The sequence below is a fragment of the Streptomyces sp. NBC_00038 genome, assembly GCF_026343635.1.
In the GTDB taxonomy this organism is placed as follows: Bacteria; Actinomycetota; Actinomycetes; order Streptomycetales; family Streptomycetaceae; genus Streptomyces.
In genome coordinates, this window is sequence record NZ_JAPELQ010000001.1 from 459,292 (window position 1) to 472,570 (window position 13,279).

General features: G+C 68.5%; 10 protein-coding genes and 1 pseudogene. 8 read left to right on the top strand and 3 right to left on the bottom strand.

What is annotated here, in order from left to right:
- The first annotated feature begins 46 nt into the window (after positions 1 to 46).
- A complete protein-coding gene (locus OG219_RS02165; protein ID WP_266822254.1) occupies positions 47 to 1,510 on the top strand; it encodes an NAD(P)/FAD-dependent oxidoreductase in 1,464 nt (487 codons plus the stop codon).
- Here the strand turns inward: OG219_RS02165 and OG219_RS02170 are convergent.
- Positions 1,510 to 1,605, bottom strand: a pseudogene (locus tag OG219_RS02170) (IS5/IS1182 family transposase); the annotation flags it as partial. The gene OG219_RS02165 and the pseudogene OG219_RS02170 overlap by 1 nt on opposite strands.
- Before the next feature lie 154 nt (positions 1,606 to 1,759).
- On the opposite strand from OG219_RS02170, the gene OG219_RS02175 reads away from it, so the two are divergent.
- Positions 1,760 to 2,722 carry a nucleoside hydrolase gene (locus OG219_RS02175; protein ID WP_266822256.1) on the top strand — a complete coding sequence of 321 codons (963 nt, stop codon included), beginning with the start codon at positions 1,760 to 1,762 and terminating at the stop codon, positions 2,720 to 2,722.
- A gap of 166 nt (positions 2,723 to 2,888) precedes the next feature.
- The gene (locus tag OG219_RS02180; RefSeq protein ID WP_266822258.1) at positions 2,889 to 3,503 is read left to right on the top strand and encodes a dihydrofolate reductase family protein; all 615 of its coding nucleotides are present in this window, start codon (positions 2,889 to 2,891) and stop codon (positions 3,501 to 3,503) included.
- 37 nt (positions 3,504 to 3,540) lie between these two features.
- Here OG219_RS02180 and OG219_RS02185 read toward each other — a convergent pair whose 3' ends face one another.
- On the bottom strand, positions 3,541 to 4,008 hold the full coding sequence (locus OG219_RS02185) for a DUF6194 family protein (RefSeq protein ID WP_266822260.1): 468 nt from the start codon (positions 4,006 to 4,008) through the stop codon (positions 3,541 to 3,543).
- A gap of 46 nt (positions 4,009 to 4,054) precedes the next feature.
- Between OG219_RS02185 and OG219_RS02190 the strand changes: the two genes are divergently transcribed.
- On the top strand, positions 4,055 to 4,804 hold the full coding sequence (locus OG219_RS02190) for a MerR family transcriptional regulator (protein ID WP_266822262.1): 750 nt from the start codon (positions 4,055 to 4,057) through the stop codon (positions 4,802 to 4,804).
- 178 nt (positions 4,805 to 4,982) lie between these two features.
- On the top strand, positions 4,983 to 5,777 hold the full coding sequence (locus OG219_RS02195; protein WP_266822264.1) for a hypothetical protein: 795 nt from the start codon (positions 4,983 to 4,985) through the stop codon (positions 5,775 to 5,777).
- 104 nt (positions 5,778 to 5,881) lie between these two features.
- On the opposite strand, the gene OG219_RS02200 is transcribed toward OG219_RS02195, so the two are convergent.
- Positions 5,882 to 6,529, bottom strand: a complete 648-nt coding sequence (locus OG219_RS02200; protein ID WP_266822266.1) for a TetR/AcrR family transcriptional regulator — start codon at positions 6,527 to 6,529, stop codon at positions 5,882 to 5,884.
- 121 nt (positions 6,530 to 6,650) lie between these two features.
- Between OG219_RS02200 and OG219_RS02205 the strand changes: the two genes are divergently transcribed.
- Genes OG219_RS02205 through OG219_RS02215 form a run of 3 tightly spaced genes read left to right on the top strand, consistent with a single transcriptional unit; the run spans position 6,651 to position 13,190 of the window.
- Positions 6,651 to 9,512, top strand: a complete 2,862-nt coding sequence (locus tag OG219_RS02205; protein WP_266822268.1) for an amino acid permease — start codon at positions 6,651 to 6,653, stop codon at positions 9,510 to 9,512.
- The gene (locus OG219_RS02210) at positions 9,509 to 10,342 is read left to right on the top strand and encodes an SDR family NAD(P)-dependent oxidoreductase (protein ID WP_266822270.1); all 834 of its coding nucleotides are present in this window, start codon (positions 9,509 to 9,511) and stop codon (positions 10,340 to 10,342) included. The genes OG219_RS02205 and OG219_RS02210 overlap by 4 nt, the downstream gene beginning before the upstream one ends.
- Positions 10,343 to 10,397: 55 nt before the next feature.
- A complete protein-coding gene (locus OG219_RS02215) occupies positions 10,398 to 13,190 on the top strand; it encodes a penicillin acylase family protein (protein WP_266822271.1) in 2,793 nt (930 codons plus the stop codon).
- Positions 13,191 to 13,279 lie beyond the last annotated feature (89 nt).

Below are 13,279 nucleotides of genomic sequence, written 5' to 3' on the forward strand. Positions count from 1 at the left end.
GATGTGCGAGCTGGATGCGGCGATCTCCCAAGGAGAGTGGCAGCTGATGAGAGCGTGTGTTGTCGGGGCCGGCCCCGGGGGAATCGTCACCGCCAAGGTGCTGCTGGAGAACGGCTTCGACGTCACGGTCTTCGACAAGTACCAGCAGGTCGGCGGCATCTGGTCGGCAGAGGGCTGCTACGACGGGCTGGCCAACCAGTCCGCGCTCCGCCTCTTCGAGTTCGCGGACCTGCCCAACCGCTTGCACTTCGCCGACGCCGCGAACACTCAACGCTACCTGGAGAACTACGCCGAGACCTTCGGTGTGCTGGACCGCGTCCGACCCGGCACCGAAGTGATCTTCATCCGGCCAGTGGATGGGCCCGGACGGGTGGGCGCCTCGGGCTGGTCGATCGAGTCGCGGGCCGCTGGGGACGAGGCGGCGGAGGTGCATCGCGAATCGTTCGACTACGTCGTTGTCGCCAGCGGGGCTCATCATCACGCCCAGTTGCCCGAGCTTCCCGGGCGTGAGTCGTTCCACGGGACCGTGCTGCACTCCAACGAAGTACGGGCCGGGACGTTCGTCGGCCGACGCGTGGTCGTCGTGGGCGGCGGCAAGTCCGCGTTGGACCTGATCACCCGCGCCGCACGCGAGGCGACCTCGGCCACAATCGTGCAGCGCAAGGTGAACTGGATGGTCCCCGAGAGGCTCCTGCTGGGCCTGGTCGGCTACAAGTGGATCCTGCTCACCCGGCTCGGTGAGGCACTCCTGCCCCGCTACCACGATCCGGCCTGTATCCGTCCGATCGACCGCATCGACGACCGGGTCAAGCGAGCTCTGTGGTGGCTCATCGGCCGCGACATGCTGTTTTCCACCGGGCTGTACCGGCTTCCGAAGCAGCTGCGGCCCACTCACACGCTCCCCTTCCACCTGACCCACGCGGGAGTGATGCCACGCGGCTACGCGCGGGCCGTCCGCCGCGGCCTCATCGCCTCCAAGGTCAGTGCTGTCGAGGCGTATACCGACAAGGGGCTGCGACTGGCGACCGGCGAGGAAGTCGCGGCGGATGTCATCGTGTTCGCCACAGGGCACCACAAAGTCTTCCCGTTCCTGGATTCGGGAGTGGAAGCACATGATTCCGCCGGGCGGCTGCGGCTCTACCGCGGCATCGTGCCACCCGGCATCGACCGGCTGGGGTTCGTCGGCTTCCGGCAGGTTTTCAACAACATCATGGGCGTGGAACTCACCGCGCACTGGCTGACCTGTCATTTCCGGGCGACGCTGCGCACCACCCCGGGCGAGCAGGAGATGCGGGAGGCCATCGACGCCCGCCTGGCCTGGCAGGAGCAGGTCCTGCCGGACTCCGGGGGCTACGACTTCGGCCCCTACGACATCCACTGCGCGGACGAACTCCTGCACGACATGGGGTTGCCATCCCGCCGCGCCGACAACCTGCTGTCCGAATACCTGCTTCCCGGCGGAGTCGCACACCGCTACGCGGGCTTGACTCGATCGACTTCGGCGAAATAGATGGTGCGCTCGACCACCCGGCAGTGGCGGCCCAGGCGGCCGGATGTCTCCACGCCTCGGCGGGCGATGCGGGTCACGATCTGCCTGCGCCGCAGCCCATTGCACAGGCCGGCGCGGTTCGCCCACGAGGAGTACGCCTCGTCTCCAGCGATCGCGTCCGGTCGGATGCGTGAACGGTCGACCGGTCCACTGTCGGCGCCTGCGTAGAGTCGCTGTCCTATAACCACCCTTGGACGGAGGAGCGCCGCCATGACCGGTCAGCCCATACCGGTGATCATCGACTGTGACACCGGTGTCGACGACGCCCTGGCCCTGCTGTTCGCCGTACGGCATCCCGGTCTCGACGTGCGCGCGGTGACCTGCGTGGCCGGGAACACCGATGTCGACGGGGTCGTCCGCAACACCCTGACCGTGCTGGAGCAGGCCGGCGCCCCCGACATCCCCGTCGCGCGGGGTGCCGAGCGGCCGCTGATCGAGCCGCTGCGGACGGCGCGGCACGTGCACGGGCAGGACGGGATGGGCGACCTCGGGCTGCCCGCGCCGACCCGGGTACCGGTCGACGTGGACGCGGTGACGCTGCTGCGGCGGGAGATCCTCGCCGCGCCGAGGCCGGTCACACTGATACCCACCGCGCCGCTGACCAACATCGCGCTGCTCCTGCGTACGCACCCGGAAGTCGTGGGGAACATCGAGCGGATCGTGTTCATGGGCGGCGCGGTGGCGACCGGAAACGCCACGCCGGTCGCGGAGTTCAACGTGTGGCACGACCCGGAAGCCGCCGCGATCCTGCTCACCGCCGGGGTGCCGATCACGATGTACGGCCTCGACGTGTTCCAGCAGGTCCTGGTCCCGGCCGCGGATGTCCAGCGGCTGCGCTCCAGCTCTGAGCCCCGCCTTCGGCTGGCCGGTGAGTTGCTCGCCCAGCGTGACCCGGCCACCTCCGGCGACCCCACCCCCACAGGCGGCCTCGGTGACGCGGGCGCGGTCTGCGCGGTCGTCGACCCGGAGGGGATCACCACCGCACACCTCCCGGTCGAGGTGAGCCTGGCCCCGGGCCCCACCCGCGGCCAGACGATCGTCGACCGCCGCCCGCGTCACGGCGAGTCCGAGATACATGGAGGCGCGTCCGAACAGCGCCTGGTGGATGTGGCGTTGGGCGTCGACGTGGAGCGGTACGTGAAGCTGTGGCTGACGACGGTGGAGAAAACCTGACCACTCCCGGCACATACGGCACCGGGTGAGCGAACATCCCCTCTGCCCCGCCAGGACGTGCTCGAGATGTGGCCACAGTGCCCCCGCTTGGCATGTCGAATGCGCCGGTTCCCGATCGACGTGAGAGTAAAGGCAGCACATCCCAGGACTTCAGGAGCAACCCATCGTGACCGTAACAGCGGACATGGCCATCTCCCTCGACGGCTACGTCGCAGGCAGCAACGTCGCCCTTGACAACCCGGGCGGCGACGGCGCCGAGCCGCTCTTCGAGTGGATCCACAACCTGGCGAGCTGGCGGGAGCGCCAGGGCATGACCGGCGGGGAGGAGAACCGTGACTCCGAGCTGATGCGCGAGTGGTTCGACGCCACCGGAGCGGTGGTCATGGGGCGGATGATGTACGACACGGGCGAGGAGTTCTGGGGCGACAACCCGCCGTTTCGGACCCCGGTCTTCGTCCTCACCCACCGCCCCCGGCCGACCCTGGTCAAGGAGGGCGGCACCACCTTCACCTTCGTCACCGACGGCATCCACAGCGCCCTCGACCAGGCGAAGGCCGCCGCCGGGGACAGGAACGTCGACATCGCGGGCGGCGCGAGCACGGTGCAGCAGTACCTCAGGGAGGGACTCATCGACGAGCTGCAGCTGCACGTGGTGCCCGCGCTCCTCGGAGAGGGACTGCGGCTCTTCGACGCACTGGGCGCAGGACGGCGGGACCTCGAGCCGGTCAGGGTTGTCGCCACGCCTCTCGCCACCCACCTCAAGTACCGCTTCGTGAAGTGACCCGGTACGGATGGAACTCGGCCCCCGCAGCCGGCGATCACTCCCTTCCCACTTCATGGCGCCGTTCGAACCGGGCACGAGCGGCGTCGTGGGCGCTGTGCAGAAGCTGCACGACCGTGTCCGCTGTCCTCTCGCCGGGATTGACGACGGAGATCCAGCCAAGCGCGCCGTATACCGGGTGCGGCATCACACTGTCGACGGCCGCGTAGTCGCGGGGGCGGCTGAGGCTGCGCGGCTTCTCCCCAGTGAGCTCCCAGAACGTCGCACGGTCGACGTGGATGTTCACGCGCCAGCGGCCCGGAGGATCGAGGTCGGAAGCGTCGTCGCCGGGATGGTTCTTGGTGACGATCGTCCCGTAAGGCTGGACACTCTGAGGCATCTGCCCGTCAGGGGCGTAGTAGAAGAACGCGTCCCCCCATGCCGACTCGGGAAAGTCGCCTCCCGACTCCGGGACGAACACGAGAGCGCCGTCGAAGTCTCGGACGGTCGCGATGATCTGTTCCATACTCATGGTTCAAGCATCACCTTCAAGTGCTTATGTGGGGTTGGCGATGGACGGGCCGGCGAGCGGTTCGCAACGGGTACCGCTCCGAACAGTCGATGTCGCCAGGGAGTCGGGGTACTCGCTGCAACAGGTTCGCGACCTGGAGCGGCTGGGAGTCATTCCGCCGGCCGCTCGATCGAGCAACGGTTACCGCTCCTACGCGCCCATTCATGTGCAGGCCCTGCGCGCCTATCGAGGACTCGCGGGTGCCGTGGGGCCGGTCGCTGCCCGGCAGATGCTTGCGGAGCTGCGAACGGAGACGATCGCGGCGGCAGCCACGGCGGTCAACGCGGTGCACGTTCAACTCGCACGGGAACGAGACGAGGCTCTGCACGCACAACAGGCGTTGCGTGCGATCCAGGCGGAGGCGAACGCACCCGAGTTCGAGCGGGAAAGTGACGCGATGACGATCACGGAGCTCGCCGGAGCACTCAATGTGCGTCCCTCGACTCTGCGGTTCTGGGAACAGGAAGGGCTCGTCATCCCTGAGCGAGTGACGTCTTTGCGAGCACGCCGCTACGGTCTTTCAGCGATCCGAGCGGCCAGGATCGTTGCGGCCCTCCGCGCCGCCGGCTACGGCATTCCCGCGGTGCGCGAGATCATGGACTCCCTGCGCCAGTTCGACGGCCTGGAAGAGGCCCAACGCATCCTGCGACAACGTCTTGACCAGATCGCCGTACGAACCGTGGCGCTACTCCGAGCAGGCGCAGACTTGGCAGCCGTCGTCATGTCCACTCAGGAACCGACCTCCTCCTAGCGAGGCGCAGGTCAGCCGCCTTCATTCGTTGCCTGGGCCCGGCAAGCCCGGTAGGTCGTGCGCTGCCCGTAGGGGGCATCGGCGGCCATCGGCCGGTGTGCTCAAATACGTGTTCGGGAACTCGTGGGAAAGGTGATGGGGCACGGTGGGGGCGGCGGGGGCGGCGGGGAACAAGACGATGCGGAGCGCGGTATGGGTACTGGCCGCTGTCGTGGCTCTCGTCGCGGGGGTGGCGACGGCCTTCGAGATCCGCGGAGCGCTGGAGCGAGAGCGGGAGTTCCGTGCCGCGCCGGCGTGCGCCTCCGTCCCGGTAAAGGCGTCGGGGTGCCTGTGGGAGCAGGATTTCACCGTTCGGAAGGCCGACATGCACCGCGGCAAGCGGAGCAAGGCACCGGAGGCGGAGTTGTTGCTGCCATCCGGTAAGTCGTGGGAGGTGACGTTCCCGGGAACCGAGCCGGTGGTGTCGGAGATGGAGCCGGACGACAAGGTCGTCGGCCTGATCTGGCACGGGCAGGTCGTCGAGGTACGGGACGCCGACGGACGGCGGCAGCAGACCTCCTCTGGGCCCCTGGAGTGGCCCGAGGACCGCCTCGGCGGCGCGCTCGCCCTTGTCTCATTCGGCCTGATCGCCCTCGTCGGAGGGCTGTGGCCACTCATCGTGCGGGGCAACCGGCGTCACGCGAAAGCAGCGACCGTGGTCCGGTGGCACGGCGTCGGCATCGGCGTCACAGCCATCCTGACGCTCTGGGCGCAGGCAGCCAACGGCTGGCCGATGTGGGCGATCCCGGCCATCTGGGGACCGCTCGCGCTACTCCTCCTGGCCTCCATGGTGGCCTTCGCCATCGCCGCCCTGCGCGGCGACCTGGATGACGACGCCCCGTCCACCCCAGGCGTTCAGCCGCCGCTGCCCCCGCCGTCGATGGACGGCCGACCGGGCGGGACAGCAACGGGGGCAGGGAGCGGTCACTCCTGATCCGGGATGCCGTCCGAGGACCGGTGCCGGCCCACAGGACTGGCCCCTCCTCATACCTGGTCAGGCGGTCGGGGCCGCCACCGATGGTCGCGCAACTCACTCCGTCAGCCGGAGTTGCTCCCCTTTGACGCGGACCGATGGCTGGAGACCAGCGTGTCGATGAGGGTGAACACCTCGTCCGGGTCGCTGCCTTCCGGGTCGGCGAGCCAGGCCAGGACCATCCCGTCGAAGAGCACGGAGATGAGACGGCCGAGTGCCTCCGCACCGCCCGGCACGTCGATGTCCCTGGCCGCCAACCAGGGATCGATCACCGTCGTGGCCGATGCCCGGTAGGCCTGGTACTGCCGGAGGGCCATGTCGCGCAGTGCCGGGGTACGCAGCGCCAGTGCCGTCAGTTCGTACATGGCCAGTTGCCTGCCCGGCTCCACCTGCTCATCACGTCGTACGACGTCGAAGGCGGCCCGCAGATGGTCCCGCAGGCTCGCGTCGGAGTCGCCTTCGACGCTGGAGACAACGGTGGCGACGCCTTCCTTGAGCTCTCGGATGACCTCCGCGATGAGCTCCTCGAAGAGCTCCTCCTTCCCCGAGAACCAGTAGTGGAACGTGCCGTGCGGCAGACCCGCCTCCTGGGTGATGCGCCGGGTCGTCGCCGCTGCCACGCCCTCCTTTGCGATCACGGAGCGTGCGGCGGTGATCAGCTCGGTGCGACGGGAGTCGTCGGCTCGGCGGCGGGGAGAACGCGGACCAGTCATGGGCACAGGATGCCACAACGTCTGACTTGGCCACTTGACCAAGGCAGATGGCCGAGATACTTTCCCGCCATCGTCGGCGCAGTGCCGCGCCGCTGAAGCACCGACATTCCGGGAGCACCACATGGCACGTCGAACCACAACCGAACCGTCAGGTCCCCCGTCCCCCGGCGACCGTCGCGTCCTGTCCACGGGCCGGGTGGTGTTCCTGGTGATCGCCGCCGCCGCGCCGCTGGGAGCGATGATCGGCAATGTTCCGCTCGCCCTGATCTACGGAAACGGCGCCGGCCTCCCGGCCGCCTTCCTGGCCGGCATGCTGATCCTGCTGTGCTTCTCCGTCGGCTACGCCGCGATGGGCCGCCGGGTGGTGAACACCGGCGCCTTCTACACCTACATCGGCCGCTCACTGGGCAAGCCGGCGGGCGTCGCCGCCGCCTATGTGGCGGTGCTGGCGTACACCGCGCTGACCTGCGGACTGGTGGGCTCCTTCGGGTACTTCACCCGGCTGGTGCTGCTGACCGAGAACGTCGATCTGCCCTGGTACCTGTACAGCGCGTTCGCGCTCGTCGTCGTCGCCGCGCTCGGCTACCGCTCGGCGGACCTGTCAGCGAAGGTCCTGGGCACGCTGATGATCGGGGAGTTCGCGGTACTGCTCGTCTTCGACGTCGTCGCCGCAGGCCGGCACGGCGCCGACGCGTTCCCCGCAGTCTCCTGGACCGGCGGTCAGGTCTTCTCCGGATCGGTCGGCATCGCGTTGATGTTCGCCTTCGTCAGCTTCGTCGGATTCGAGTCCGCGGCGCTGTACGGCGAGGAGACCCGCTCGCCGGAGCGCAGCATTCCGCGGGCGACCTACATCGCGGTGACCGCGATCGGGCTGTTCTACATCCTCACCACGTGGATCGTGGTCGGTGCCGCCGGTGGCAGCCGGGCACCGGACCTCGCACGTGAGGAGCTGGGCAACCTGGTGTTCACGCTGATGCAGCGGGACGGCGGTACCGGCCTGTACGACATTGCCGCCGTCCTGATGTGCACCAGCATCCTCGCCTCGCTGCTGGCGCTGCACAACGCCGCGAGCAGGTACCTGTTCGCGCTGGGCCGCGAACGCGTCCTGCCGCACCGGCTCGGGAGCTACCACCCGCGGCATCTCAGCCCGCACATCGGCAGTCTCACCGTCACCGCCGTGGCCACCGTCACGACGCTGTGCTTCGCGGTGAGCGGCGCGGACGCCTACACCGCCTACGCGGCCAGCACGGTCGGGCTCGGCACCCTCGGCGTCATCGCGCTGCAGGCCGCCGCGTCCCTCGCGGTGATCGTGTTCTTCTGGCAGCGCCAGGACCGGGACCTCTGGCGCGGCGTCATCGCCCCGGCGATCGGGTTCGCAGGCCTGACCACCGGGTTCGTTCTGGTGGTGGTCAACTACGCGACACTCACCGGGTCGGCGTCGACGGTCGTCAACACGGTTCCCGTCACCCTCGCGGTCGCGGCGGCGGCCGGCGTCGTGGTCGCCCTCCGGCTGCGCAGCCGCAAGCCCGCGGTCTACGCCGCCATCGCCGAATCGCAGCTGCGCCGACGCGACCGTACGGCCGCCGCACCGGCACCGGCCGCCTACCGGCGGAAGTACTGCCTGGTCGGTGCGGGTCCCTCCGGCCTGGTCATGGGCCGCGCGCTGGCCCAGGAAGGGGTGCCCTTCGACTGGTTCGAGAAGCACACCGAGGTCGGCGGCATCTGGGACATGGACAACCCGGGCAGCCCGATGTACCGGAGCGCGCACTTCATCAGCTCCAAGTACACCAGCGGTTTCTACGGCTTCCCGATGCCCGCCCACTATCCGGACTACCCGACGTGGCAACAGATCCGCGACTACATACGCGACTTCGCCCGCACCTACGACCTGCCGCGGCACATCACCTTCGGGGTCGCGGTCAGCAGCGCCGAATCGCTGCCCGACGACCGGTGGCGCGTCACCCTCTCCACCGGTGAGGTCCGCGAGTACGACGGCCTGATCGCCGCGCCGGGTGTCACCTGGCACCCGAACGAGCCGACGCTGCCCGGCGCGGAGACCTTCACCGGCGAGGTCCGGCACTCCGTGACCTTCCACGACGGCATGGAGCTGCGGGACAAGCGGGTGCTCGTCGTCGGCGCGGGCAATTCCGGTGTCGACATCGCCTGCGACGCCGCCCGGCACGCGGACACGGCGTTCCTGTCGGTGCGGCGCGGCTACCGCTACGTACCGAAGCACGTCTACGGAGTGCCGACCGACGCCCTGCTGGCCGGGGTGCTCGAACCGCCCAAGGGGGTCAGTCTGCCCAGCGACCCGACCCAACTCGTGGACACCCTCGTCGGCGATCTCACCCGGCTCGGGCTTCCCACGCCCGACCACGACCTGCTCACCAGCCACCCGATCATGAACACGCAGGTACTGCACCATCTCGCCCACGGCGACCTCATCGCCAAAGCCGATGTCAGTCACCTCACCCCGACGGGCGTCGCCTTCGCCGACGGCAGCACCGAGGACATCGACGTCGTCCTGCTCGCCACCGGCTACGAGTACCGGGTCCCGTTCCTCGACGAAGGACTGTTGCGCTGGAAGGCCGGCCACCCGCAGCTGTACCTCAACGTCTTCTCCCGCGAGCACGACTCCCTGTACGTCCTCGGCTTCATCGAGTTCGCCGACGCCGCCTACAAGCGTTTCGACGAGATGGCCCAGCTCATCGTGATGGACATCCGGGCCCGCGAGACCGGCACCCACAAGGCCGACCTGGCCCTGCTCAAGAGCGACGACACCCCCGACCTCAGCGGCGGGATCCGGTACCTGGACAGCCCGCGCCACGCCAACTACGTCAACAGCCACGCCTACCAGACCTATCTGGCAGAACTGCGGGACCGCTTCGACTGGCCGGACGTCACCGAGACGACCTACTCGGCGGCACACGCGGAGCAAGAAGCCCCTGTCACCCCGGAACGCACTGAGGAGGTGCCGGCTTGAACCGCACGTACTGGGCCGGACGGCACACCGTCGTCACCGGCGGCACCAGCGGCATCGGACTGGCGACCACGCGCGCCCTGCTCAACGCGGGTGCCCACGTCACCGCGATCGGCCTCGCCGACGAAGCCGCGACCCGACTGGCCGCCGAACAGCACGACAACCTCTTCGTCGCGCCCGCCGACGTACGACGCGAGGACGACCTGAGCACCGCCTTCAAGGACGCCCGCGCGCAATTCGGCGCGGTCCGGTCCCTGATCTGCTGCGCGGGCATCACCAAACCCGGCTACTTCACCGAACTCACCACCGACGACCACCGCCGCCACATGGACGTCAACTACTTCGGCACCCTGTTCGCGGTCCAGCAGGCCGTCCCGGACCTCATAGCCGACGAAAGGGCCGACGGACGCGGGAGCATCACCTGCGTCTCCTCGGCAGCGGGCTTCGTCGGCGTCTTCGGCTACGGGGCCTACACACCCGGCAAGTTCGCCGTGAGCGGTCTGTGCGAGGTACTCCGCCAGGAACTCAAACCGCGCGGGGTCACCGTCACCGTGGTCCACCCGCCCGATGTCGACACGCCCATGCTCGCCGGCGAAACACCCCTCAAACCCCCCGAGTTGCGCGCTCTCTCCAGCGGCGAGAACGCCCTGAGCGCGGAGCAGGTCGCCCGGGCCCTGATCGAGGGCACCGAATCCGGCAGACCCAGAGTCATCCCCGGGGCGAGCACCCGGCTCCTGCGTTTCGCGTCCGGAGCCGTTCCCGGCCTGCTCGCCCGATACATGGACCGAGTCATCGCCAGGGCACAGCGAAACCCGGAGGTCCCCTCGCCCTGAAGGCCGCAATTGCGGCGGTACCGCGTCCAGTCCATCCCGTCCCCGAGGAGCTGCCATGCAAAGGCGCACCGCACGCACCATCCTGGACAGACTGAGAACTCCCCGCAGATTGCCCAAGGCTCTGAAGACGGCATCCGTATGCCTTCTCGTCGCCGGTCTCCTGTCTCCCCTCACCCAGGCGTCAGCCGCCCCTACGGCTGTCACCGCCGCTGCCAACGACTACTGCGGCGGTCAGTGCTCCGACATCCTGCCGCCCGGTGAGAACGGCAATGCCACCCTCGCCCAGATCCTGCTCAACCAGGTCGCAGGCACCCAACCCGCCCATGCCGAGGACCAGTTGGGCCCCTACGCGAACCTGGCCTCGGGCTACTCCACGCTCACCGACGCCAAGATCAACGACTTCTTCAACGACTCCTCGTTCGGGGTCGCCGCCGACCAGGTCGAGTCGACTCTGAATCCCGGCGGGCGTACCGACGTCACGATCGTCCGTGACAAGAAGACGGGCGTTCCGCACATCACCGGCACCACGCGATACGGCACGGAGTACGGCGCCGGGTACGCCGCCGCGCAGGACCGGCTGTGGCTGATGGACGTCTTCCGGCACATGGGGCGCGGCCAGCTGACCCCCTTCGCGGGCGGTGACCCTTCCAATCAGGGTCTGGAGCAGCTGTTCTGGCGCAGTGCGCCGTACACCGAGGCCGAGTTGCAGGCCCAGATCGACAGCGTCACCGCCAACAACGGTGCCCGCGGCCAGCAGGCCCTCGCCGATGTCACCGCCTACGTCGCCGGCATCAACGCCTACATCGACGCCTCCGACAGCGGCCGCTACTTCCCCGGCGAGTACGCCCTGACCGGCCACAAGGACGCGATCACCAACGCCGGGACCATCGAGCACTTCAAGCTCACCGACCTGGTGGCGCTGGCCTCCGTCATCGGCGCGCTCTTCGGCTCCGGGGGTGGCGGCGAGGTCAACAACGCCCTTTCGCTCCTCGCCGCCCAGTCCCAGTACGGCGTGACCCAGGGGACCACGGTGTGGGAGTCCTTCCGCGAGCGCAACGACCCGGAAGCCGCCCTCACCGTGCACAACGGCCAGAGCTTCCCGTACGGGACGAAGCCCGCCGTCGCGCAGGGCCAGGCCCTTCCCGACGCCGGTTCGGTGACCCAGGAACCGCTCGTCTACGACCGCACGGGCAGCGCGGCCACCACGACCTCCACCAGTTCCTCAGCCGAAACGGCGGCCGACGCCGTCTCCTCGGCCAAGCTGGGCATGTCCAACGCCCTTGTGGTGAACGGCAGTAAGACGGCGAGCGGCCATCCGATCGCCGTCTTCGGTCCCCAGACCGGCTACTTCGCGCCCCAGCTCCTGATGCTCCAGGAGATCCAGGGCCCGGGAATCAGCGCCCGCGGCGCCTCGTTCGCAGGGCTGAGCTTCTACGTCCAGATCGGGCGGGGCCAGGACTACTCCTGGAGCGCCACGACCTCCGGCCAGGACATCATCGACACGTACGCCGTCGAGCTGTGCCAGGACGACTACCACTACCTCTACCACGGTGTTTGCACGGCCATGGACAAGGTCGAACAGACCAACTCCTGGGTGCCCACCACCGCCGACGGCACCGCGGCGGGCTCGTACCGCATGCAGGTCTACCGGACCAAGTACGGCCCGGTGCAGTACCGAGCGACAGTCGGCGGCAAGAAGGTCGCGTACACCACTCTGCGCTCCTCCTACATGCACGAGACCGACTCGTTGATCGGCTTCCAGATGCTCAACGATCCGGGGTACGTCAGCAGCCCGGCGACCTTCCAGAGCGCGGTACAGAACATCAACTACACCTTCAACTGGTTCTACGCCGACTCGTCGCACACCGCGTACTACAACAGCGGCAACAACCCGGTGCGCGCCACCGGCGTCGACGCCGAGTTCCCGGTGTGGGCACAGACCGCCTACGAGTGGCAGGGGTGGAATCCGACAACGAACACCGCCACCTACACTCCGGCGTCCGCGCATCCCAACTCCATCGACCAGGACTACTACATCTCCTGGAACAACAAGCTGGCCAAGGACTACACCATGGCCTCCTGGGGCGATGGTTCCGTCCATCGCGGCAATCTCCTGGATGACCGCGTGAAGAAGCTCGTAGCCGCGGGAGGAGTGACCAGAGCCTCGCTCACGAAGGCGATGGCCGACGCCGCACTCACCGATCTACGGTCCGAGGACGTGCTCCCGGACCTGCTCAAGGTCCTCAACAGCCAGACCATCACGGATCCCACGGCCGCGGCGGCGGTGAGCAAGCTGTCCGTATGGGTGACGGCGGGGTCGAAACGCACGGAGACCGTGCAGGGCTCGAAGACCTACGCCAACGCCGACGCGATCCGCATCCTGGACGCCTGGTGGCCGCTCCTGGTGAAGGCCGAGTTCGAACCGGGCCTCGGTACCAGCCTCTACAACGCCATCACCACCAACCTCCCCATCGACGAGTCACCGTCGGCCTCACACGGACCGACCGGCTCGCACGCCGGAAGCGCCTTCCAGTACGGATGGTGGAGCTACGTGGACAAGGACATCCGGGCGGTGCTCGGTGAGACGGTGCAGGGCCCGCTGGCGCAGAAGTACTGCGGCGGCGGCACCCTCACCGGCTGCCGGGACATCCTGATCAGCACCCTCAAGACCGCCGCCGGCAAGACCGCGGCCCAGGTCTACCCCGGCGACGAGCTGTGCGCGGCGGGCGACCAGTGGTGCGCCGACTCGATCGTCCAGACGATGCTCGGCGGCATCAAGCACTACAACATCAGCTGGCAGAACCGTCCGACCTACCAGCAGGTGGTGGAGTACACCTCGCACAGGTGACGAGGCGGTACCTACGACTGTTGGCCAACGGGCGTTTCGCCTCCGCCCGTTGGCCAACAGGCCCCGCGGTGACCGTCTGACACCCGGGC

Coding starts and splice junctions, on each gene's coding strand:
- OG219_RS02215 (WP_266822271.1), top strand. CDS start 10,398: ATGCAAAGGCGCACCGCACGCACCATCCTGGACAGACTGAGAACTCCC.
- OG219_RS02195 (WP_266822264.1), top strand. CDS start 4,983: ATGCGGAGCGCGGTATGGGTACTGGCCGCTGTCGTGGCTCTCGTCGCG.
- OG219_RS02185 (WP_266822260.1), bottom strand. CDS start 4,008: ATGGAACAGATCATCGCGACCGTCCGAGACTTCGACGGCGCTCTCGTG.
- OG219_RS02190 (WP_266822262.1), top strand. CDS start 4,055: ATGGACGGGCCGGCGAGCGGTTCGCAACGGGTACCGCTCCGAACAGTC.
- OG219_RS02200 (WP_266822266.1), bottom strand. CDS start 6,529: ATGACTGGTCCGCGTTCTCCCCGCCGCCGAGCCGACGACTCCCGTCGC.
- OG219_RS02165 (WP_266822254.1), top strand. CDS start 47: ATGAGAGCGTGTGTTGTCGGGGCCGGCCCCGGGGGAATCGTCACCGCC.
- OG219_RS02205 (WP_266822268.1), top strand. CDS start 6,651: ATGGCACGTCGAACCACAACCGAACCGTCAGGTCCCCCGTCCCCCGGC.
- OG219_RS02175 (WP_266822256.1), top strand. CDS start 1,760: ATGACCGGTCAGCCCATACCGGTGATCATCGACTGTGACACCGGTGTC.